This is a genomic window from Lysobacter ciconiae, assembly GCF_015209725.1.
Taxonomy (GTDB): domain Bacteria; phylum Pseudomonadota; class Gammaproteobacteria; order Xanthomonadales; family Xanthomonadaceae; genus Novilysobacter; species Novilysobacter ciconiae.
This window is the reverse complement of the sequence record NZ_CP063656.1, coordinates 374,574-394,387: the sequence shown is the minus strand read 5'-3', so window position 1 is coordinate 394,387 and position 19,814 is coordinate 374,574. Positions and strand designations below refer to the sequence as shown.

24 protein-coding genes and 1 tRNA gene are annotated in these 19,814 nt (G+C 67.6%); 13 read left to right on the top strand and 12 right to left on the bottom strand.

Translation table 11 applies throughout. From position 1 onward, the window contains the following. Window positions 1–44: 44 nt before the first annotated feature. The 4 genes from erpA to INQ41_RS01775 form a co-directional block, all read right to left on the bottom strand. Window positions 45–434 (bottom strand): iron-sulfur cluster insertion protein ErpA, encoded by a 390-nt coding sequence (erpA, locus tag INQ41_RS01790; RefSeq protein WP_193985715.1) that lies wholly within the window; start codon window positions 432–434, stop codon window positions 45–47. A 59-nt stretch (window positions 435–493) separates the two neighbouring features. Further along, window positions 494–1,258 (bottom strand): DUF6776 family protein, encoded by a 765-nt coding sequence (locus INQ41_RS01785; RefSeq protein ID WP_228076666.1) that lies wholly within the window; start codon window positions 1,256–1,258, stop codon window positions 494–496. Window positions 1,259–1,470: 212 nt separating this feature from the next. Continuing rightward, window positions 1,471–1,905, bottom strand: a complete 435-nt coding sequence (locus INQ41_RS01780; protein ID WP_193985713.1) for a bactofilin family protein — start codon at window positions 1,903–1,905, stop codon at window positions 1,471–1,473. A 1-nt stretch (window position 1,906) separates the two neighbouring features. Then, window positions 1,907–2,608 carry a DUF6776 family protein gene (locus INQ41_RS01775; protein ID WP_228076665.1) on the bottom strand — a complete coding sequence of 234 codons (702 nt, stop codon included), beginning with the start codon at window positions 2,606–2,608 and terminating at the stop codon, window positions 1,907–1,909. 63 nt (window positions 2,609–2,671) lie between these two features. Here INQ41_RS01775 and INQ41_RS01770 point away from each other — a divergent pair, with 63 nt between their 5' ends. Next, window positions 2,672–3,262: a DUF4126 domain-containing protein gene (locus tag INQ41_RS01770; protein WP_193985708.1), complete on the top strand. Its 591-nt coding sequence runs from the start codon at window positions 2,672–2,674 to the stop codon at window positions 3,260–3,262. A gap of 18 nt (window positions 3,263–3,280) precedes the next feature. Here INQ41_RS01770 and bfr read toward each other — a convergent pair whose 3' ends face one another. The 3 genes from bfr to INQ41_RS01755 form a co-directional block, all read right to left on the bottom strand. Beyond that, window positions 3,281–3,751 (bottom strand): bacterioferritin, encoded by a 471-nt coding sequence (gene bfr, locus INQ41_RS01765; RefSeq protein ID WP_193985706.1) that lies wholly within the window; start codon window positions 3,749–3,751, stop codon window positions 3,281–3,283. A gap of 128 nt (window positions 3,752–3,879) precedes the next feature. Then, a complete protein-coding gene (locus tag INQ41_RS01760) occupies window positions 3,880–4,083 on the bottom strand; it encodes a bacterioferritin-associated ferredoxin (protein WP_193985704.1) in 204 nt (67 codons plus the stop codon). A 106-nt stretch (window positions 4,084–4,189) separates the two neighbouring features. Continuing rightward, window positions 4,190–4,777 carry an RNA pyrophosphohydrolase gene (locus INQ41_RS01755; RefSeq protein ID WP_193985702.1) on the bottom strand — a complete coding sequence of 196 codons (588 nt, stop codon included), beginning with the start codon at window positions 4,775–4,777 and terminating at the stop codon, window positions 4,190–4,192. Window positions 4,778–4,925: 148 nt separating this feature from the next. Between INQ41_RS01755 and INQ41_RS01750 the strand changes: the two genes are divergently transcribed. The 3 genes from INQ41_RS01750 to INQ41_RS01740 all read left to right on the top strand — a co-directional run bounded on the left by INQ41_RS01750 (window position 4,926) and on the right by INQ41_RS01740 (window position 7,987). Continuing rightward, a tRNA-Met gene (locus INQ41_RS01750) sits at window positions 4,926–5,002 on the top strand. 198 nt (window positions 5,003–5,200) lie between these two features. Next, a complete protein-coding gene (locus INQ41_RS01745; RefSeq protein WP_193985700.1) occupies window positions 5,201–6,064 on the top strand; it encodes an isocitrate lyase/PEP mutase family protein in 864 nt (287 codons plus the stop codon). 45 nt (window positions 6,065–6,109) lie between these two features. Then, window positions 6,110–7,987, top strand: a complete 1,878-nt coding sequence (locus INQ41_RS01740; protein WP_193985698.1) for a heavy metal translocating P-type ATPase — start codon at window positions 6,110–6,112, stop codon at window positions 7,985–7,987. Here the strand turns inward: INQ41_RS01740 and INQ41_RS01735 are convergent, their stop codons facing one another. The 4 genes from INQ41_RS01735 to INQ41_RS01720 all read right to left on the bottom strand — a co-directional run bounded on the left by INQ41_RS01735 (window position 7,988) and on the right by INQ41_RS01720 (window position 10,204). Continuing rightward, a complete protein-coding gene (locus INQ41_RS01735; RefSeq protein WP_193985696.1) occupies window positions 7,988–8,692 on the bottom strand; it encodes an RES family NAD+ phosphorylase in 705 nt (234 codons plus the stop codon). After that, the gene (locus tag INQ41_RS01730; protein ID WP_193985694.1) at window positions 8,692–9,096 is read right to left on the bottom strand and encodes an antitoxin Xre/MbcA/ParS toxin-binding domain-containing protein; all 405 of its coding nucleotides are present in this window, start codon (window positions 9,094–9,096) and stop codon (window positions 8,692–8,694) included. The genes INQ41_RS01735 and INQ41_RS01730 overlap by 1 nt, the downstream gene beginning before the upstream one ends. Window positions 9,097–9,174: 78 nt before the next feature. Further along, entirely contained in the window at window positions 9,175–9,849 is a 675-nt protein-coding gene (gene rpe / locus INQ41_RS01725; protein WP_193985693.1) for a ribulose-phosphate 3-epimerase, read from the bottom strand. Window positions 9,850–9,868: 19 nt separating this feature from the next. Further along, window positions 9,869–10,204, bottom strand: a complete 336-nt coding sequence (locus INQ41_RS01720) for a J domain-containing protein (RefSeq protein WP_193985691.1) — start codon at window positions 10,202–10,204, stop codon at window positions 9,869–9,871. 155 nt (window positions 10,205–10,359) lie between these two features. Here INQ41_RS01720 and INQ41_RS01715 point away from each other — a divergent pair, with 155 nt between their 5' ends. From INQ41_RS01715 to INQ41_RS01705, 3 genes are all read left to right on the top strand, one after another. Continuing rightward, complete coding sequence (locus INQ41_RS01715) at window positions 10,360–11,301, top strand: phosphoribosylaminoimidazolesuccinocarboxamide synthase (RefSeq protein WP_193985683.1); 942 nt, start codon at window positions 10,360–10,362, stop codon at window positions 11,299–11,301. Between the two features lie 35 nt (window positions 11,302–11,336). After that, window positions 11,337–11,813 carry an Mpo1 family 2-hydroxy fatty acid dioxygenase gene (locus INQ41_RS01710; RefSeq protein ID WP_193985681.1) on the top strand — a complete coding sequence of 159 codons (477 nt, stop codon included), beginning with the start codon at window positions 11,337–11,339 and terminating at the stop codon, window positions 11,811–11,813. A 110-nt stretch (window positions 11,814–11,923) separates the two neighbouring features. Continuing rightward, on the top strand, window positions 11,924–12,811 hold the full coding sequence (locus tag INQ41_RS01705; RefSeq protein ID WP_193985679.1) for a DMT family transporter: 888 nt from the start codon (window positions 11,924–11,926) through the stop codon (window positions 12,809–12,811). Here the strand turns inward: INQ41_RS01705 and INQ41_RS01700 are convergent. After that, window positions 12,808–13,683 carry an NAD-dependent epimerase/dehydratase family protein gene (locus INQ41_RS01700; protein ID WP_228076663.1) on the bottom strand — a complete coding sequence of 292 codons (876 nt, stop codon included), beginning with the start codon at window positions 13,681–13,683 and terminating at the stop codon, window positions 12,808–12,810. The genes INQ41_RS01705 and INQ41_RS01700 overlap by 4 nt on opposite strands. Window positions 13,684–13,915: 232 nt before the next feature. Here INQ41_RS01700 and INQ41_RS01695 point away from each other — a divergent pair, with 232 nt between their 5' ends. From INQ41_RS01695 to INQ41_RS01670, 6 genes are read left to right on the top strand one after another with little or no spacing between them, the layout of a single operon-like run. Continuing rightward, a complete protein-coding gene (locus tag INQ41_RS01695) occupies window positions 13,916–16,696 on the top strand; it encodes a monovalent cation/H+ antiporter subunit A (RefSeq protein ID WP_248285352.1) in 2,781 nt (926 codons plus the stop codon). Further along, on the top strand, window positions 16,696–17,073 hold the full coding sequence (locus INQ41_RS01690) for a Na+/H+ antiporter subunit C (protein ID WP_193985674.1): 378 nt from the start codon (window positions 16,696–16,698) through the stop codon (window positions 17,071–17,073). The genes INQ41_RS01695 and INQ41_RS01690 overlap by 1 nt, the downstream gene beginning before the upstream one ends. Continuing rightward, complete coding sequence (locus INQ41_RS01685) at window positions 17,070–18,638, top strand: monovalent cation/H+ antiporter subunit D (RefSeq protein ID WP_193985673.1); 1,569 nt, start codon at window positions 17,070–17,072, stop codon at window positions 18,636–18,638. The genes INQ41_RS01690 and INQ41_RS01685 overlap by 4 nt, the downstream gene beginning before the upstream one ends. Beyond that, on the top strand, window positions 18,635–19,126 hold the full coding sequence (locus INQ41_RS01680) for a Na+/H+ antiporter subunit E (protein ID WP_193985671.1): 492 nt from the start codon (window positions 18,635–18,637) through the stop codon (window positions 19,124–19,126). Before INQ41_RS01685 ends, INQ41_RS01680 begins: the two co-directional genes overlap by 4 nt. Window positions 19,127–19,140: 14 nt before the next feature. Further along, window positions 19,141–19,422, top strand: coding sequence for a K+/H+ antiporter subunit F (locus INQ41_RS01675; RefSeq protein WP_193987150.1), 282 nt, complete (start codon window positions 19,141–19,143; stop codon window positions 19,420–19,422). After that, window positions 19,419–19,805 carry a Na+/H+ antiporter subunit G gene (locus tag INQ41_RS01670; RefSeq protein ID WP_407074243.1) on the top strand — a complete coding sequence of 129 codons (387 nt, stop codon included), beginning with the start codon at window positions 19,419–19,421 and terminating at the stop codon, window positions 19,803–19,805. Before INQ41_RS01675 ends, INQ41_RS01670 begins: the two co-directional genes overlap by 4 nt. Window positions 19,806–19,814 lie beyond the last annotated feature (9 nt).

Genomic DNA, 19,814 nt, shown 5'->3' with positions numbered 1-19,814 from the left:
AAAAGCGCCGGCCTCAACGAATGCGAACGGCGCCCCGTCACCCGTCACGCGGCGAACGAGGAACCGCAGCCGCAGGTGGTCTTCGCGTTCGGATTACGGATCACGAACTGCGCGCCGTGCAGGCTTTCGGTGTAATCAACCACCGCGCCCATCAGGTATTGCAGGCTCAGCGGGTCCACCAGCAACGTTGCCGCATCGGTTTTCACCGCGAGGTCGTCGTCGGCCTGTTCTTCGTCAAACTCGAAGCCGTACTGGAAGCCCGAGCAACCGCCGCCTTGGATGAACACGCGCAGCTTGAGCGCTGGGTTGCCTTCCTCGGCCACCAGCTCGGCGGCTTTCGCGGCGGCGGCGGCGGTGAACTGCAGGGCGTTGTCGAGCGACTGGTAGCCCGGGGCGCTGTCGAGCCCGGGCAGCGGAATAAACTGATTGTCCATCCACTCAGGATGGGGGGTCGGCCGCAGGCATTCAAGCTCGGCCGGACGCCGCGCGCGCGTCAGTCAGCTTCGGCCGACGGCACCCCGCCCTGCGGACCGTTGCCGGTGACCTCCGACCAGTTGAAGGACTCGGTGATCGGCGAGCCCGATCGCGGCTGCAGCTTGACCGTCACCCGCACCGGGGCAAACCCGTCGGGCAGGAACACGTCGCCCTTGATCTGCTGGAAGTACTTGAACGAGAACGGAGCGCCGTCGGCGTCGTCGCCCTGGCGCAGGTCGCTCCAGACCAGTTCCTCGCGCTTGCCGTCCAGGGTGCCTTCGATGGCCAGGCTGAGCCGGCCGCTGCTGACCGCGCCGCGGTTGAGATTCTGCGTCAGCGTGGTCTGGAACTCCCACGCGTTGCCGTTCTGGGGTGCCATCCGCAAGGCGTGCACAGTCAGGCCGCGCCGCTGCGACGTTGCACCCACCAGGCGTTCGTAGAAAGCCACATCGGCGCGCAGGCCGGCGATTTCCTCCTCGCGCTCGGCCAGTGCACCCTGCAGGTCGCGGTTGGCGTCGCGGCTGATCTGGTCGGAGCGGGTCAGGGTGGCGACGTTCTGCTGCATCTCGTCCAGGCGCGCCTGCAATTCCTCGTTGGCCTGCTCGCTGGCGCTCAGACGCGCATGCACGTCACCGCCGCCCGCAAGTGCGCGCCACAGCCCCCAGCCCCCGAACAGGATCGCGACGGCCAACACACCCCAGAGCACGGCGGCCGGTGGCGCAGGCCAGCCCGCAGACGGCGGCCTGTGCCCCGGCCCCGGGTGGTGCACGGTGGGGTCGTGCACGGTGGGGTCGGGCCTGCTCGACTCGTGCCCATCCCGCTCTCGCGCGGCCTCGGGTGACCCCGTCGGACTATCCGCCGGGGCGGGAGTCGAGGCATCGGCAGGTTCGGTGGGACTCGGTTCCGAAGGCGATCCGGATGGGTTCATGGCGGGGTATCGGTCGCTCCGCCCCGGCTGGGCGTGTGCGGCCAGCCTACCCCGGTGTTGCTTGAGCGTCAGCCGTTCACGGTCGCCAGGCGGGGCATCCCTTCAGCTTCGGCCATCTCTTCCACACCGGCGGAGGCGTGCTCGGAATCCACATGCAACAGCCGACCGGTCAACACCGAACCCGCTGCCATCTGCACCACCTTGTAGTGCACGTTGCCGTCGACGCGCGCCTTGGACCCCAACTCGATGCGCTCGGTGGCGTACACGTTGCCGTTGACCGTGCCGTTGATCACCATCACCGGCGCGCGCACCTCGCCTTCCACGACGCCGTTGTCGGCCAGGGTGAGGACCGCTTTCTCACCGTCGTCGGCAATCAGCTTGCCGATGACTCGGCCCTCCACGTAGAGGCCACCGCTGAAGTGGAAATCCCCCCGGATCACCACCTGGGCACCGATGAGCGTATCGATCTGGCTGGCGGGAACACTCGCCTTCTTCTTGAGCATGTCAGGTGTCTCCAATTTGCGATGATTGGGTCCATGCCAGCGCTTGGTCGACGTTGGCGCTGCCGCCGCGGAGCGCGACGCGCACCCGTTGCGGCGTGAACCCGGGAGGCAACATGACGCTGCCTTCGAGCTGCTGGAAGTAGCGGAACGCGTAGTCCTGGGGTGGCGCAGAACTGCTCTGGTGCAGATCGGTCCAGCCGACAGTGGCCAACTTGCCGTCGCGAACACCCTCAATGGCGAAGCGCAGCTTGCCGCTGCTGATGGCCCCCTGAGCCAGGTTCTGGGTCAGCACCGCCTGATAGCGCCAGGTGCCGGCGCGTTCGGGCTTGAACTCCAGCGAATGCACGTTCAGGCCCTTGCGCTGCTTGGCAGCCGGCCCGGCAACGCGCTCGTAGAAGGCCAGGTTGGCGCGCAGGCCACTAATCTCTTCCTCGCGCTGGGACAGTTCGTCCTGCAGCTCCCGGTTGGCGACGCGGCTGATCTGGTCGGAGCGCTCCAGCGTCGCTGCACGCTGGCTCAGTTGCTGCAGGCTGGCCCTGGCCGCGGCCAGCTCGGTTTGCGCGGTGGCCGCGGCGGACTTCAGCCCCGGCAGCTGCGGCGCCGCATGCAGGCTGGTCGCCGCCCAGACAAGCAGCAGCGATCCGAGCCAGCCGGCGACCAGCGCCGACAGCAACATCGTGCGGCGACCGCGCCGATGCGGCACGATCACATAACGTGTGGTTTCTGTTTTCCCCATACCCGGCCCGGATTCTAGCGAGGTTGCCCGATGTCAGATGCGCACCTGTTCGCAATTGGCGTAGTTCTCGCCTGGTTGGCCGGCGTTCGCGTCTACATGACGGTGTTCGGGATCGGGCTGGCCGGATTCTTCGGCTGGCTCGACCTGCCCCAGGCCCTGGAAGTCACCGCATCGCCCTGGGTGATGGGGATCTCGGGCGTGCTGGCGGCAGCGGAATTCCTCACCGACAAGATCCCCGGGGTCGATTCGCTGTCGGACCTGCTGCACACGGTGCTGCGCATCCCCGCGGGTGCGTTCCTGGCCGCGGCGGCGATGTCACCCGACGGCGGCCTCGGGGCGGGCGCACTGGCCACCGGCGCCGGCGTGGCATTTGCCAGCCACGCGCTCAAATCCGGCTCGCGGGCGGTGCTCAATACCTCGCCCGAGCCGGTGACCAACTGGACGGCCAGCCTCACCGAGGATGTCGCCACCGTGGGCGGGCTGGCGCTGGTGTTCAGCTACCCGTGGGTGGCCTTCGGGCTGGTCGTGGTGACCAGCATCGTGCTGGCGTTGGTGCTGTGGTGGGTCTGGCGGATGATCTTCCGCCGCCGGCGATCCGCCGCCGCGACCCCACGGCGCTGAGGGTTACTTCAATCCGGGTTACTTCTGGGTGCGGGTCAGCAGGTAGTTCTGGTCGCCCAGGCGGTCCATCAGGCCGAGCTGGGTTTCGATCCAGTCGACGTGCTCTTCCTCGGACTCCAGGATCGAGACAAACAGCTCGCGGCTGACGTAGTCGCTGACGCTTTCGCAGTAAGCGATGGCGTCGCGCAGCAACGGCAGTCCGTCCATCTCGAGCGCCAGATCGCAGTTGAACACCTCGCGCGGGTTCTCACCGATGCGCAGCTTGCCCAACGCCTGGAAGTTTGGCAGCCCATCGAGGAACAGGATCCGCTCCGCCAGCTGGTCGGCGTGCTTCATCTCGTCGATGGATTCCTCGTACTCGTGGTCGGCCAGTTCCTTCAGGCCCCAGTTCTTCAGCATCTTGGCGTGCAGGAAGTACTGGTTGATCGCGGTCAGCTCGTTGTAGAGCGCCTTGTTGAGGAACTCGATGACCTTGGCGTCGCCCTTCATGGCAATGCTCCGTTTTTGCGTGGGGATCACACCACTCTAAACGGTCATGCCATGGATCGACGGAATGCGAATCGGGTGCAGCTGCAAGCGCGAACCATTGTCACCTGCAGGATCAGCGACGAAGGTCGTCAGGCGGCTTGTCGGAGCACCGGCAGTGGCAGCGCACGCGCGGCGCGGGTCTCTTCGAGCAACTCACTGGCCATGTCCACGCAACTGCCGCAGCACGAACCGGCGCCCGTGCGCATGGTGAGTTCGGCCATGGAGTCGCAGCCCGCCTCGGCGGCCTGGCGGATTTCGTGATCGGTGATGCCGTTGCAGATACAGACGTACACGTTGACTGGACCGGGTTGGCAGCCGGATCGGCTACGGTCGCAATCACACTACAGATGAGAATGATTGTCAATCAACTGTCGGTTCGGGTTCAGTCGGGAGCGCGTTTCAGACGCCCTTGCCGCCCTGCGCCGGGTGCTGTCGCGTGGGACGGGGCCTGCTGCGATGGCGCGACCACCCTGCCAGGACCGGCCCGGCTGGCGGCACCGCCTGATCACCGGCGACGTGGCGCGCGAACGGGGCCAGGTGCTGCAGTGCACTGGCATAGACGTGGCGTTTGAACGTCACCACATGCTCCAGCGGATACCAGAAATCGACCCAGCGCCAGTGGTCGAACTCCGGCTTCTCGGTGACGTCCAGCTGCAGGTCGGACTCCTTGCCCGTCAGCCGGAGCAGGAACCACACCTGCTTTTGGCCGATGCACACGAGGCGATCGTTGCGACGGATGGAGCGCTGCGGCAGGCGATAGCGCAGCCAACCCGGCGTGGCGCCCAGCACTTCGACGTGATCGGGCTGCAGGCCGGTCTCTTCGCGCAGTTCGCGATACATGGCTTCCACCGGCGTCTCGTCGGTGTTCATCCCGCCCTGCGGGAACTGCCAGCCATCACGATGCACCCGCCGCGCCCAGAACAGGCGTCCGTCGGAATGCATCAGCACGATGCCTACATTGGGTCGATAACCGTCCGGATCGATCACGAGGCGGACTCCGGATTGGACTGACTCTGACTCTGCCACGCCCCCCGCCATCCCACAAGCGACGGGGCCCGGTCCAGTCAGGTTTGACAATGGCCCGCGGCGCGCTCAAAATTCCCGGCTCGCTGCGCGCTTGCGGCGGAAGATCGTCGGCTATGTAGCTCAGCCGGTTAGAGCACAGCACTCATAATGCTGGGGTCGGTGGTTCGAGTCCACCCATAGCCACCACACGACGATGAGTCCGGGCCAAGACCCGGAATGCCAGCCAACCCTGCGGATCTGCGGGGTTTTTTGTGGGCCGTATCTGCGGAGCGGACGGCAGCTATGTATCCTTTGGCAGCCACGCCAAATGTCCGGACATCTTGCGCCGCTCCTGTGCGTGTCGACACTTGGCGTGCCCCGAATCGCAAGCCTTCATCGGTGCCCATGAACACAACCCTCAAGCAACGCCTGCAGCAACCCAGCGCCATCCTCGTGCCCGGCATCTACGATGCCTTCACCGCGTTGATCGCGGAGCAGACCGGGTTCGAGGCGCTGTACCTTTCCGGCGCCTCCATCGCCTACACGCGGCTGGGCCGGTCCGATATCGGTCTGACCACTGCGACCGAGGTCGCGGACACCCTGGCGCGCATCACCGAGCGGGTCCGTACGCCGGTCATCGTCGATGCCGACACCGGCTTCGGCAATGCGCTCAACACCCAGCGCACCGTGCGCGCGTTTGAACGCGCCGGCGCCGCGATGATCCAGTTGGAGGACCAGACCTTTCCCAAGCGTTGCGGGCACCTGGACGGCAAGGGCGTCGTTCCGGTCGGGGAGATGTGCGGCAAGTTGCACGCGGCGCTGGACGCGCGCAGCAGCGACCAGACCCTGATCCTGGCGCGCACCGACGCCGTCGCCGTGGAAGGCTTCGAGGCGGCGCTGGACCGTGCCGAGGCGTACCTAGAATGCGGCGTGGACGCGCTGTTTATCGAGGCGGTCCGCAGCCGCGAGCAGATGGACATCGTCTGCGCCCGCTTCGCCGACCGCATACCGCTGCTGGCCAACATGGTCGAGGGCGGCAAGACCCCGGTGCAGAGCTCGGACGTGCTTGGCGAGATCGGCTACCGGATCGTGATCTTCCCCGGCGGCACCGCGCGCGCGGTGGCGCATACCCTTCGCGGCTACTATGCCAGCTTGCACAGCCATCACAGCACCGCGCCGTTCAAGGACGCCATGCTGGATTTCGACCAGCTCAACGAGCTGATCGGCACGCCGGAATTGCTGGCGCTGGGGCAGCAATACGAAGGCTGAAACCGAACACGCCGTAATGAGCGGCTTGGGAGCTCGACCGGCAGCATGAACAAAATCGCCAGCCTGACCAGACGCTATCCGATCGTCGCCCTCACTCTGCTGGTCGGCATCATCGCCGGTGCGATCGAGCTGTTCGGGCAGGGCGTCCTTGCCGAGCGCAACGTCGCCCGCTGGCTGATCAGCGCGTTCGCGCTTGCCATCGCCGCGTCGCAGGCCGTAGGGATGCTGCGCAACCTGCTGGCCGGGCGGATGGGCATCGACGTGCTGGCGATCATGGCGATCATTGCCACGGTGTCGGTCGGCGAATACTGGGCCAGTCTGGTCATCGTGCTGATGCTGTCCGGCGGCGAGGCGCTGGAGGAATACGCGGCCGGCCGCGCGCGCAGGGAGCTCGGCGCCCTGATGGATCGTGCGCCCCGCGATGCCCACCGCATGCTGGGCGAGGATGGCCAGGTCGAGGACGTCCCGGTATCGGAGGTGGCCATTGGCGATCGCCTGCTGGTGCGGCCGTCGGAAGTCGTTCCGGTGGATGGGGTGCTGCTGTCGGCGAGCGGCAGCTTCGACGAGTCGTCGCTGACCGGCGAGAGCCTTCCGGTCGAGCGCAGCCGCGGGGCCGCCGTGCTCAGCGGCTCGCTCAACAGCGAGGTTGCGGTCGTCATCGAGGCCACCGCGGCGGCGAGCGACAGCCAGTACCAGCGCATCGTCGCGCTGGTCGAGGAGGCCGCGGAGAGCCGGGCGCCGCTGGTGCGGCTGGCGGACCGTTTCGCCGTGCCCTTCACCTTCGGATCGCTGCTGATTGCCGGGATCGCCTGGTGGGTGTCCGGGGACCCGGTGCGATTTGCCGAGGTGCTCGTCGTTGCGACCCCCTGCCCGCTGCTGATCGCGGCCCCGGTCGCCTTCATGGGCGGCATGAGCCGCGCCTCCCGGCACGGCATCATCGTCAAGGGCGGGGGGACATTGGAGCAGCTGTCGCGGGCCCGCACGTTCGCCTTCGACAAGACCGGCACCCTCACCTACGGGGACCCGACCGTGGTCGCCGTGCAGCCCGCCGCCGACTTCGAGCAGGACGAGCTTTTCACCCTCGTCGCCTCGGCCGAACAGTACTCCTCGCACGTGCTGGCCACGGCGATCGTGGAAGCGGCGCAGGAGCGCGGCCTGACCCCGCGCGAGGCCGCGGAGGCGCGCGAGGAGGCGACCAACGGCGTCGTCGCAACCATCGACCAGCGCGAAGTCGTGGTCGGCAAGCTGGCGTTCGTCGCGTCCTTCGCACCCGAGGCGCGCGCGGCGTCGATTGCCAGCGGCGAGCTGGCGGTCTACGTCGCCGTCGATGGCCGCTTCGCCGGCACGATCCTGCTCAGCGACCGGGTCCGGGGAAATGCCCGCTCCACCATCGATCGGCTGCTGTCGCTGGGCGTCGAGCGCGTCCTGATGCTCACCGGCGACGCAGACGCCACGGCCCGCCATGTGGGCCGCGATCTCGGGATCGGCAACATCCAGGCCGAACTGCTGCCGGAAGACAAGGTCCGGATCGTCCAGGCGATCACCGAGCGGCCGGTGGTCATGGTCGGCGACGGCGTCAATGATGCGCCGGTGCTTGCGGTGGCCGACGTCGGCATCGCCATGGGCGCCCGGGGCGCGACGGCGGCGAGCGAGTCGGCCGATGTGATCATCACCGTTGATGACGTGTCGAAAACCGCGACGGCAATGGCGATCGCCCAGCGCACCATGCAGGTGGCGCTGCAGAGCATCTGGCTCGGTATCGCCTTGAGCGTCGGACTGATGTTGTTCGCGGCGTTCGGGTTCCTGCCGGCGATCCTTGGCGCGGCGCTGCAGGAAGTGGTCGACCTTGCGACGATCATCAACGCATCGCGAGCGCTGGGTAACGCGCGAAGCGATCGGCGGCTGGTGTCCTCGCGATCTTGATCAGCGTGAGCGCCGCAGCTCGCTGATGTGCAGGCGCTGGTCGACCACACCGGGCGTCCGCTCGATTGCGACCGTCTGCGTATCCAGGTCGATCCGGTAGGTCAGGTAGTACGCCAGCGCGGCGTCGGAGAGCGGCACGGCGCGGAAGGCGGCCAGGCACTCGCCCTCGGGCCAACGGGCCGAGGGATAGACCAGCCCGGCCAGCCCCTGGTTGGCGGCATACCGGCCGATCGGCTGGGTCGGCGCGTAGTCATCACCCACCAGTTCGGGGAAGGCGACCTCCTTGCCGCGAAGGTCGGCGAACAGCCCCCGCGCCCGCACCGTGTACACCGCCCGGTAGCGCACGAACACGGTTTCCGGCGGGTCGATCAGGTCGTTGCCCTGGCGCAGCGCGTGCCAGCACGTCTCCGCGCGCGCGGTTGCGTCATCGAAGGCGCCGTACCAGACGCGGATCGTGCCGTCGCCAAAGCGCGAGCCTACGACCGGGTCGCTGGCGAAGGGGTAGTCGATGGCCTGCGAGTAATACAGGCCGCGCTCGATCACGCCCGGGGCGGTCTTTCGCACGGCCATCTCGGCCGCGATCGCCGCGTCCTGGCCGGCCCGGTCGGGCACCAGATCATCGAAGAGATTTTCGCTGAGTCGCAGTGAAGTGATGTTCCGGAACAGCTGCGCGTCCACGCGGGACAGCGTGTCCAGAACCTCCACTACTGGCCCCGCTGGAAATCGATGAAGCGCGCGATGCGCGCGACACCCAGCAGGCCGTCGGTCAACATCACTTCCAGCGGCGTGTGGCCTTCCAGCACCCGGTTGCGCAGTTTCACCCAGCCAAACCGCAGGGCCTCGCTTTCCGGAAAAAGCAGGCGCAGGCCTTTGTGGATGCCCAGCAGGTAGCCGACCCGGGCCAACGTGTCGGGCGCGTTAGGCAGCGCTCTTTCACCACGACGGTACTGCGGCAGGACCTTCCGGCTTTCCGGACTCATGCCGAGCAGGATCAACTGCTCCTCAGCCGAGAGTCCCCATTTTTCGAACAGCGCCGCCACCGTGCGCGCCAGGTTCTTGCGGGTCTGGTCGGACTGGAGATTCAAAACCTGGTTGGCGGGGACGCTCACGGACTTCTCCTGTGTATGCGTCACCCATACTCGGGGATATATCCCCGTAAATCAAGTCAAGGAGGATCGTCCGCGGGCTCAGCCCCGTATCCCTTCGACCGCCGCCTTCATTCGCCCGATCACTTCGGCGTAATCGGGCGCGTTGAATATCGCCGAGCCGGCGACAAAAGTATCGGCGCCGGCTTTGGCGATCTCGGCGATATTGTCGGGCTTTACCCCGCCGTCGATTTCCAGGCGGATCGGCTTGCCGATCGCATCGATGCGCTGGCGTGCCTCGCGCAGCTTCTCCAGCGTCGCGGGGATGAACGACTGGCCGCCAAAGCCCGGATTGACGGACATCAGCAGCACCATGTCGAGGTCCTCCAGCACCCAGTCCAGCACGTCCAGCGGGGTCGCCGGATTGAGCACCACGCCCGCCTGGCAGCCGTGCGACTTGATGATCTGGATGGTGCGGTGGACATGGCGGCTGGCTTCGGGATGGAAGCTGATCAGGCTGGCGCCGGCCTCGGCGAAGTCGGGCACAAGGCGGTCCACCGGCTCGACCATCAGATGCACATCGATCGGTGCGGTGACGCCGTGCTTGCGCAGTGCCTGGCAGACCATCGGCCCGATGGTCAGGTTGGGCACGTAATGGTTGTCCATCACATCGAAATGGACCCAGTCGGCGCCGGCCTTGAGGACGTTGTCGACTTCCTCCCCGAGGCGGGCGAAATCGGCCGAGAGGATGGACGGGGCGATGACGGTAGGCTGCATGGCGGGACTCGTGGAAGGCTCAGGCGCGCGGACGCTTGGATTTGATCTGCTTGTAGGCGCGGTTGATCTCGCCGGCCCGGATCTCGGCCTGCTTGCGCAGCTCATCGGCGACGCCGGGCATCCGATCAGGGTGGTATTGGGAGATCAAGCGGCGATAGGCCTGCTCGACCTCGGCCTGGGTGGCCTCCGGCGTCAGGCCCAGCACGGCATAGGGATTGTCGCGGCGCAGCTGGAACCAGTCGGTGTCAAACGCGTGGCCGATCAGCAGGCCGACCAGGCCGCCCAGCAGGGGGTTGAACCGCAGCAAGGCGGCACCGGCAAACAGGCCCAGCAGTTTTCCGTACCAGCGTTTCATCGCGCTCCGGGGACAGTCGTGGATCGATCGCCAGTGTACCTGCACGCCGCCCCGACCCGGCGTACACTGGCCGGCCCTGTCGCGCCGGCGCGCGAATCCAGCGGCGCTCCGCGGCAGGTTTCTGCAATGCTGTGCGTGACACCGAGGGGCTCCATTTGTCCACGACCATGCTGCGACGTTCGCTATCCGAATCCGACCTGCCGGGCCTGCCATTGCGCCACCGCGGCAAGGTCCGTGATGTGTTCGACCTGCCGTCCGCGTCCCTGCCCGCCGACACTCCGCCGGGCGACTACCTGCTGATCGTCGCCACTGACCGCCTGAGCGCGTTCGACGTGGTCCTGCCCGACCCGATTCCGGGCAAGGGCGAGATGCTCTGCCAGATCAGCAATTTCTGGTTCGAGAAGACCGAGCACATCGCGCGCAACCACCTGACGGGCATTGAGGTCGCCTCGGTGCTGCCAGCCGGGGTGGACCCGTCGCTGTACGCGGACCGCTCGGTGGTCGCCAAGCGCCTGAAGCCGGTGCCGATCGAGTGCATCGCCCGCGGTTACGTGATCGGCAGCGGCTGGAAGGACTATCAGCGCACCGGTCGCATCAGCGGCATCGAATTGCCCGACGGCCTGCGCCAGGCGGAAAAACTGGCCAAGCCGATCTTTACTCCCTCCACCAAGGCCGACGCCGGCGAGCACGACGAGAACATCGACTTCGACACCGCCGTGCGCCTGTGCGGCGCCGAGCTGGCCGAGGCGGTGCGCGATGCGACCCTGCGCCTGTACCGCTTCGCCGCCGACTTTGCCGCCGAGCGCGGCATCCTGCTGGCCGACACCAAGTTCGAGTTCGGCACCGACGTCGACGGCCACCTGTATGTCATGGACGAGATGCTGACGCCGGACTCCTCGCGCTACTGGCCCGCCGACGAGTACCAGGTCGGCAGCAGCCCGCCGAGCTACGACAAGCAGATCGTGCGCGACTACCTGGAAACGCTGGACTGGAACAAGATGCCGCCCGGACCGGTGTTGCCGGCCGAAGTGATCGAACGCACCCGCGCGCGCTACGCGGATGCGCTGCAGAAGCTGGCCGGCATCCGCATCGACTGATGGCCGGCGCGGAACCATCGCAGGGAGCAGGTGACATGGACGCAGGCACGCGCAGGATCGACCGCTGGTTCGCCAGCTACTCGGACGATCATCGCAACAGCACCAACCAGTGGATCCACGTGGTCTGCGTGCCGGCGATTGCCTGGAGCGTGGTCGCGCTGCTGTGGTGCATCCCGGCGCCGGGCACCTGGTTCCGGCCGGGCTTCTGGGCCGGCCTGGCAATCGTGGCCGCGACGGTGTTCTATTACCGCCAGTCACGCCGGTTGGGACTGGGCATGCTGGGGATGTTCCTGCTGATGGCCTTGCTGTCGGGCTACATCTTTGAGACCCATGGCATGCGCGCGCTGCTGTGGAGCGCGATCGCAGTGTTCGTGGTCGCCTGGATCGGCCAGTTCGTCGGCCACAAAATCGAGGGTCGCAAGCCCAGCTTCCTCACCGACCTGACCTACCTGCTGATCGGCCCGGCCTGGGTGCTGTCCAAGCTCTACCGCAGGATGGGCCTGTGCTACTGAGCCCTGCCGGCACAGTCGCTTCCGGCACGATCGCGCACGTTTTTCCGCAGTAGGTTTCCCCGCAATACCACTCCCCTGCCCGCACCGCGGGCGCAATTCGTTGAGCCCGAATGTCCCCGCGCGATATTTCCCTGGTCCTGCTGATCTGTTTCGCATGGGCCGGCAACTTCCTCACCTCGGCGATCGCGCTGCAGGAGATCCCGCCCTTCCTGTTCACCGCGCTGCGCTTTGCCGCGCTCGGTGCCGTTCTGGTGTTCTGGACCAAACGGCCGCCGCCGGGGCAGTGGCCGCGGCTGATCAGCGTTTGCCTGTGCATCGGCGTGGCCCATTTCGGCCTGAGCTTTGTCGCCCTGAAGATGTCCGGCGACCTGTCCTCGCCGGCGATCGTGGTGCAAAGCTACATCCCGATGACCGCGATCCTGGCGTGGGTCGTGCTGGGCGAGCGCTTCGCCTGGCGTACCGGACTGGCGATCGCGGTGAGCTTCGCCGGCGTGCTGGTGCTGGGACTGGATCCCTCGGTGCTGGGCAACTGGATGGCAGTGCTGCTGATGCTCGCGGCCGCGCTGTTCCTGGCCATCGGCACGGTGCTGATGAAGGGCCTGAAAGGGCTGGACACCTTCAGCATGCAGGGCTGGACGTCGATCATCGCGATCTTCCCGCTGCTGGCGATCAGCGCGGCGATCGAGCCGGGCGGCTTTGCGACGCTGCCGTCGGCCAGCTGGGTGGCCTGGGCCTGCGTGGTCTACGCCGCGCTGGTGTCCTCGCTGCTGGGCCACGGCCTGTACTACGTGTTGATGCAGCGCTACCCGGTCGCCCAGGTCACGCCGTGGCTGCTGCTGACGCCGGTGATCGCGGTCGGGCTGGGCATCGCGTTCTGGGGCGACCGCCCGGGGCCGCGGCTGTTCATCGGCGGCGCGATGGTGCTCGGCGGTGTATTGGGCGTGGCGCTGCGGGCCCTGCGCAAGGCGCGCACGATGCCGCTGGCGCGCGATATCTAGGGACGGCGGAACATCGCATCGACCGGCTCGAACGGTCGCGGACGGTAGTCGAAGTCGCGCTGCGCGGGACCGGGATCGAAGACAAGATCCTGCTGCATGCGTGCGATGGCGGCATCGCCGAGCCCGCTGGCCCGGCCGCTGATGCGCGCGGCGTGCAGCGCCAAGGCAAACAGCGGACGCGGCAGTTCCAGCAGGCGTGCCGGCGGCTGCAGGCAGGCCAGCACGCGCGCCACCATCTCGCGATAGCTCAGTGACTCCCCGCCCGGCACCGCGTAGGCGCGCCCGTGGCTTGCCGGGCGGTCGAGGCATGCCAACGCGGCTTCGGCCAGATCGGCCACGTGCACCGGCTGGCGTAACCCGGTCGCGCCGCCTGGCAGCGGAAACCACCCCCAGCGCCGCGCCAGCGCCGCAATCCGGGTCAGGTTGGCGTCGCGGCCCACGCCGTAGACGAGTGTCGGGCGCAGGATAGTCAATGCGGCGCCGCGCTCTTTCGCACGTTCGAAAAGGACGCGCTCCGCGGTGGCCAGCCGTGCCGCCAGGTCGCGCTCGAACGGGTCGTCGGAGCGCTCCTTGGTCTCCACGCTGGTCGAGCCGAACGCCACCACTCGCGCCGCATCAATCCCGGCAGCCGCGTACCAGCGCGCGAACCCGTCCAGCGGACCGCAGCTGAAGATCGCGTCGACCCGCGCTGGCAGGGCAGGCGGCGCGTCCAGCTCGCCGGTGAGCCAGCGCACGCCGTTACCGGGCTCGTCCGGGTTTTCTGGACGGGCCTGACGCGACACCGCAGTCACCCGCCACTCGGCCGGCGCAAGGCGCGCGAGCAGTGCACCGCCGATCTGGCCGCTGCCGCCGAATACCAGGGCGTCGCGCATGGTTGTCGTCCGGGTCAAATGACCGCACAGCATAGCGAGGCGACGTACGCGATTCCCCACCCGCGGGCGGGGTTTGCCGTGAATCGGCAAGGGTGCGGCCGCAATGGCTCGGTTAGAATCGGGCACCCCCGCCAAAAGCCCCATCGCGGCCGGCGCGTCATCCCCCGATGTCACAGGACTTCCATTGCTGCCATTAGTGCTAGCCCTGCCGTTCGTTTTCGCCGCTCTGGTGATGATTCCCGCTGAAGGAAATCGCCGCTTGCTGGCCTGGATGGCGGGTGTAGCTCCACTGGCCGGCATGGCGGCGATGCTGGTCCTCGCACCGCAGCTGGTCTCCGGGGGCGTCATCCGCTGGAGCGTGCCGTGGATTCCCCAGCTGGGGCTGGCGTTCTCGTTGCGTCTGGACGGTCTGGCGTGGATGTTCGCCTCGATGGTGCTGGGCATCGGCGGCCTGGTGGTGATGTATTCGCACTACTACCTGGGCCGGCAGGAGAAGGCCCAGCGCTTCTTCGCCTTCCTGCTGCTGTTCATGGGCTCGATGCTGGGCATGGTGCTGGCCGGCAACCTGCTGCTGCTGGCGGTGTTCTGGGAACTGACCTCGATCAGCTCGTTCCTGCTGATCGGCTTCTGGTCGCAGCGCCAGGACGCGCGCGAGGGCGCCCGGATGGCGCTGACGATCACCGCCGGCGGCGGCCTGGCGCTGCTGGCGGGCGTGATCATGATCGGCCACATGGTCGGCAGCTACGAGCTGGACGTGGTGCTGGCCGCAGGCGATCTGATCCGGGCCCACGCGCTGTACCCGTGGATGCTGGGACTGGTCCTGCTGGGCGTGTTCACCAAGAGCGCGCAGTTCCCGTTCCAGTTCTGGCTGCCGCACGCGATGGCCGCGCCGACGCCGGTGTCTGCCTACCTGCATTCGGCGACGATGGTGAAGGCGGGCGTGTTCCTGCTGGTGCGGCTGCATCCGGTGCTGGCCGGCACCGACCTTTTCTTCTACGTGGTCAGCGGCATCGGCGCGATCACCCTGTTGCTGGGCGCCTGGAACGCGATCTTCCAGCACGACCTGAAGGGCCTGCTGGCCTACTCGACGATCTCCCACTTGGGCCTGATCACCCTGCTGTTCGGGCTGTCGACGCCGTTCGCGGTGGTCGCCGGGCTGTTCCACATCCTCAACCACGCGACCTTCAAGGCGTCGCTGTTCATGGCCGCCGGCATCATCGACCACGAGACCGGCACCCGCGACATGCGCCTGCTGGGCAATCTGCGCCGCTACCTGCCGTGGACCAGTGCACTGGCGATCATCGCCTCGCTGGCCATGGCCGGCATCCCGCTGCTCAACGGATTCCTGTCCAAGGAGATGTTTTTCGCCCAGGCGCTGGAGATCAAGGGCCATGACCTGGCGCGGATTGGCATCGGCGTGTCCGCGTTCCTGTTCGCCGTGTTTGGCGTGGCCTACAGCCTGCGCTTCGTCCACGAGACGTTTTTCGGCGAGGGCCCGCGCGGGGTGTCGCTGCCGATCAGTGAGCCGCCGCGCTTCATGCAGGTGCCGGTCGCGATCCTCGCCATCACCTGCATCGCGGTGGGCATCGTGCCGCAGTGGACGGTTGCGCCGATGCTGGCTGCGGCGGCCTACGGCGTTTTGGGCGCCAATGTGCCCGAGTACAGCCTGGCGGTGTGGCACGGTTTCAACCTGCCACTGGCGATGAGCCTGGGCGGCGTGGTCGGCGGTGTGATCCTGTATTTCGGCTTGCGTCGGCTGCTCGACCTGCATGCCAACGTCAAGCGCTCGCTGGGCCGGCGGTTGTTCCGGATCAACGTCGAAGCGCTGTTCCGCCTTGCCCGGCGCCTGACCCACGTGGTGGCCAACGACAGCGTGCAGCGCAGCATGCTGGCGCTGGTGCTGGTGGCGATCGCGGTGGGCGCGGCGCCGTTCGTGGCCGGTTGGGGCGAGCCATCGCCGGCGGAGGCGCGTGTCTCCCAGTCCATGCCGCTGATGGCCTGGGTGCTGTGGATCGTGATGGTGGGTTCCACAGTGGGCGCGGTCGCGCTACACCGGACGCGGCTCCTGGCACTCATCGCGATGGGTGGCGTCGGACTGTCGATCAGCATGACCTTCGTCGCCCTGTCCGCGCCCGACCTGGCCTTGACCCAGCTGCTGGTCGAAATCGTCACCCTGGCGCTGATGCTGCTGGGCCTGAACTATCTGCCGAAGGATTCGCCCAAGGGCCGGTCGCACGGGCGGCGAATGCGTGACGCGGCGATCGCGATCACCGCCGGTGGCGGCGTCGCGGCCCTGGCCTGGACGATGATGACGCGGCCGGCGGACACGGTTGCCAGTGAACTGCTTGCACGCTCGTTGCCCGAAGCGTTCGGAGCCAATGTGGTCAACGTGATCCTGGTGGACTTCCGCGGCTTCGATACGTTCGGCGAGATCACCGTCTACGCGATCGCCGCGCTGGTGGTGCACGCCATGCTGCGCCGCGCGCGCACCGCCCCGGAGAAGAAGATGCCCGGACCGCCGATCCCGCTGCCGGTGCCGGCCGACCTCGCGCAGATCATCTTCCCGCTGACCCTGGTGGTCTCGATCTTCCTGTTCCTGCGCGGCCACAACGCGCCCGGCGGCGGCTTCATCGCCGGCCTGACGCTGGCTGTCCCGCTGCTGGTCCAGTACGTGATCCAAGGGGCGAAATCGGTGGAGTCGCGCTTTGGTTTCGACTACATCCGCCTGATCGGCGCCGGCCTCACGGTCGCGGTGGTCAGCGGCGCGGCCTCGATGCTGTTCGGGGTGCCGTTCCTGACCAGTGGCCACCACGACCTGGTGCTGCCGTTGCTGGGCACGATCGGCCTGGCGAGCGCGGCGGCGTTCGACGTCGGCGTCTATCTGGTCGTGTTCGGCGGCACGATGCTGATGCTCTCGATGATGGGCACCATAAAGCCGTCCAAGAAGATGGTCGCCCGTCGCGGCACGATTGACCCGTCCGCCCGTTCAGCTGTGACCGGGGAGGTCGCGTGATGGAAATCGCCATTGCCAGCGCCATCGGCATCCTGGTCGCCGCGGCGGTCTACCTGATGCTGCGCTCGCGCAGTTTCGACCTGATCCTCGGCCTCACCCTGCTTACCTACGCGACCAACCTGCTGATCTTCTCCGGAGGCCGGCCGGTGGTCGGCAAGCCGCCGGTGCTGCGCGAGGGCTTGCCGGCGGCGCTGGCCAACTACACCGACCCGCTGCCGCAGGCCCTGGTGCTGACGGCCATCGTGATCGCGTTCGCGATGACCGCGGTGACCATCGTGCTGGCGATGCGCAGCCGCGCCGACAACGACACCGACCACGTCGACGGCCGCGAGGAACGCGTGGCCACGCCGCCGTTGGCGAAGAAGGACCGCACGTGAACCACCTCGCAGTCCTCCCGATCCTGCTGCCACTGCTGGGTGCGGCGGCCTCGCTGTTCGTCGAGCACCGGCGCATCGGCACCACGGTGCAGCGCTCGGTGGCTTGGGTGGCGATGCTGGCCACCCTTGCCGCGTCGCTGGCCCTGGTGATGCGTGCCGCAGACGGCGAGATCCTCATCTACCTGCTCGGCGACTGGCCCGCGCGGCTGGGCATCGTACTGATGGTGGACCGGCTGTCAGCGCTGATGGTGCTGGTGACCGCGCTCCTGGCCGTCGCCTGCCTGCTGCACGCGTGCTCGGGCTGGGACCGGCGCGCGCCGCATTTCCATGCCCTGTTCCAGTTCCAGCTGGTCGGCCTGAACGGTGCGTTTTTGACCGGCGACGTGTTCAACCTCTTCGTGTTCTTCGAGGTCCTGCTGATCGCGTCCTACGGGCTGATGCTCAGCGGCGGGCGCGGCGTGCGGATGGCCGCCGGCATGCACTACGTCGCCTTCAACGTCGCCGCATCGACCCTGTTCCTGATCGGGCTGGGACTGCTGTACGGCCTGCTGGGTACGCTCAACATGGCCGAGCTGGCGGTGCGCATCGCCGCCCTGCCGGCGCACGACCAGTCCCTGGCGAAGGCCGCGGTCGGCATCCTGCTGGCCGTGTTCTGCGGCAAGGCCGCCGTGCTGCCGCTGTACCTGTGGCTGCCGGAAACCTACACCCGGGCGCCCGCCGCGGTCGCGGCCCTGTTCGTGGTGATGACCAAGGTCGGCATCTACGCGGTGCTGCGGGTGGGTTCACTGCTGTTGGGCGAGCCGGCCGGCGAGCTGGCCGGCTACGGCTGGGACTGGCTGCTGCCGGCAGCCGTTGCGACGCTGGCCATGGCCGCGCTGGGAGTGCTGGCCGCCTCGCGCCTGCGGATGCTGGCGGCCTACCTGGTGCTGGTGTCGGCCGCGACCCTGCTGATCGCCTTCGGCCTGCGCCAGCCCGACACCATCGGCGCCGGGCTGTACTACCTCGCCCACAGCACGTTCGTGGCGGCGGCGTTGTTCATGATCGCCGACTTCGTCCGCCGCGCCCGTGGCGACGCCGGCGACTTCACCGAACTGCTGGCGCCGCTGCCCGCGCGCGGACTGGTCGCCGGACTGTTCCTGATCGCGGCGATGTCGGTGGCCGGCATCCCGCCGCTGTCGGGCTTCATCGGCAAGCTCGCGCTGTTGCAGGCCGTCCCCGACGCCGACGTGGGCTGGGTCTGGACCGTGATCCTGGTCAGCAGCCTGATGGTGATCGTCGGCCTGACCCGCGCCGGCAGCCGCGTGTTCTGGCGCACCCCGGCCAAGGAACTGGCCGCCGGGCACGTCACCGATCCGGCCAGCGCGACCGTGCACGGGCCGTCGCGGCATGCGTCACGCCCGCTGGAAACCGCCGCGATCATCCTGCTGCTCGGCTACGGTATTGCGATGAGCCTCTACGCCGCGCCGATGATCGCCTATGCGCAGGATGCCGGTGCCCAGCTGATGGTCCCGGGCGACTACGTCGGCAAGCTGAAAGCCACCCCGCCGCAACGGAGGGCGCCATGAATTTCCGCCGCGTGCTGCCCTCGCTGCCGCTGACCGTCACCGTCATCGCGTTCTGGATGATCATGGTCGCCGACCTGAGCCTGGTGCAGTGGCTGTTCGCGATCGTTCTGGGCGTGGTGATCCCGCTGTTCGCGGCGCGGCTGGACCGCGAGTTCGCGCGCATCGGCAACGTGCGGCTGGTGCCAAAGATGATCGGCGTGCTGATCTGGGACGTGATCGTGAGCAACGTCGAGGTCGCGCGACTGGTGCTCGGGCGCGAGTCCAACATCACCCCGGGCTTCATCTGGCTGCCGCTGGACATCGCCAACATCCACGGCATCGCCGCCCTGACCAGTTTCATCACCCTGACCCCGGGCACCGTGTCGGCGGCGCTGTCGGAGGACCGCAAGTACCTGCTCATCCACGTGCTGAACCTGAAGGATGCGGACGAGGTGATCGCGGGGATCAAGCGTCGTTACGAGGTCCCGCTGATGGAGATTTTCCCATGAGCCACATCCACATCATGGGTACCAGCGTGCTGGATGCCGCCGTGCTCGGGTCCATGGCCGTCGTCGGCATCGCGATGCTGATGGCGCTGTGGCGCCTGCTGCGCGGGCCGACGGTGCCCGACCGCATCCTTGCCCTGGACACGCTCAGCGTGACCGCCATCGCGCAGCTGGTGCTGTTCGGCATTCACCTGCAGACCCCGGTCTATTTCGAGGCCGCGCTGATCATCGCGATGCTGGGCTTTGTCAGCACCGTGGTCCTGTGCAAGTACGTGCTGCGCCGGGACATCGTGGAATGAGCGCCACGATCGACATCGTTTTCGAAGTGCTGCTGATCGCCCTTCTGGCGACGGGCAGCTTCTTCACCCTGATCGGCGCCTTCAGCCTGATCCGGCTGTCGGAGTTCTTCAAACGCCTGCATGGGCCGACCAAGGCCAGCACGCTCGGCGTGGGTTGCATGCTGGTGGCCTCGGTCGGCTATCACGCCTTCAGCGGCACCGACCCGCAACCGCGCGAGTTGCTGATCACCGCCTTCCTGCTGCTCACCGCGCCGATCAGCGCGCACCTGCTGGCCAAGGCGGGCCTGTCACTGCGTCTGGATGAACGCCCGCGACTGCCGGGCAGTGCCGAGGACACCCATGTGCCGCCGCGCCCCGACGGCGCGCCCGACGAGACCCACTGAGCGACCGTG

Bases quoted from the DNA above. Each gene is read 5' to 3' on its own strand.
- bfr (WP_193985706.1), bottom strand. From the start codon at position 3,751: ATGAAGGGCGACGCCAAGGTCATCGAGTTCCTCAACAAGGCGCTCTAC.
- INQ41_RS01740 (WP_193985698.1), top strand. From the start codon at position 6,110: ATGAACAAAATCGCCAGCCTGACCAGACGCTATCCGATCGTCGCCCTC.
- INQ41_RS01745 (WP_193985700.1), top strand. From the start codon at position 5,201: ATGAACACAACCCTCAAGCAACGCCTGCAGCAACCCAGCGCCATCCTC.
- INQ41_RS01700 (WP_228076663.1), bottom strand. From the start codon at position 13,683: ATGCGCGACGCCCTGGTATTCGGCGGCAGCGGCCAGATCGGCGGTGCA.
- INQ41_RS01710 (WP_193985681.1), top strand. From the start codon at position 11,337: ATGGACGCAGGCACGCGCAGGATCGACCGCTGGTTCGCCAGCTACTCG.
- INQ41_RS01675 (WP_193987150.1), top strand. From the start codon at position 19,141: ATGGGTACCAGCGTGCTGGATGCCGCCGTGCTCGGGTCCATGGCCGTC.
- INQ41_RS01770 (WP_193985708.1), top strand. From the start codon at position 2,672: ATGTCAGATGCGCACCTGTTCGCAATTGGCGTAGTTCTCGCCTGGTTG.
- INQ41_RS01695 (WP_248285352.1), top strand. From the start codon at position 13,916: ATGATTCCCGCTGAAGGAAATCGCCGCTTGCTGGCCTGGATGGCGGGT.
- INQ41_RS01670 (WP_407074243.1), top strand. From the start codon at position 19,419: ATGAGCGCCACGATCGACATCGTTTTCGAAGTGCTGCTGATCGCCCTT.
- INQ41_RS01705 (WP_193985679.1), top strand. From the start codon at position 11,924: ATGTCCCCGCGCGATATTTCCCTGGTCCTGCTGATCTGTTTCGCATGG.
- INQ41_RS01680 (WP_193985671.1), top strand. From the start codon at position 18,635: ATGAATTTCCGCCGCGTGCTGCCCTCGCTGCCGCTGACCGTCACCGTC.
- INQ41_RS01720 (WP_193985691.1), bottom strand. From the start codon at position 10,204: ATGAAACGCTGGTACGGAAAACTGCTGGGCCTGTTTGCCGGTGCCGCC.
- erpA (WP_193985715.1), bottom strand. From the start codon at position 434: ATGGACAATCAGTTTATTCCGCTGCCCGGGCTCGACAGCGCCCCGGGC.
- INQ41_RS01690 (WP_193985674.1), top strand. From the start codon at position 16,696: ATGGAAATCGCCATTGCCAGCGCCATCGGCATCCTGGTCGCCGCGGCG.
- INQ41_RS01780 (WP_193985713.1), bottom strand. From the start codon at position 1,905: ATGCTCAAGAAGAAGGCGAGTGTTCCCGCCAGCCAGATCGATACGCTC.
- rpe (WP_193985693.1), bottom strand. From the start codon at position 9,849: ATGCAGCCTACCGTCATCGCCCCGTCCATCCTCTCGGCCGATTTCGCC.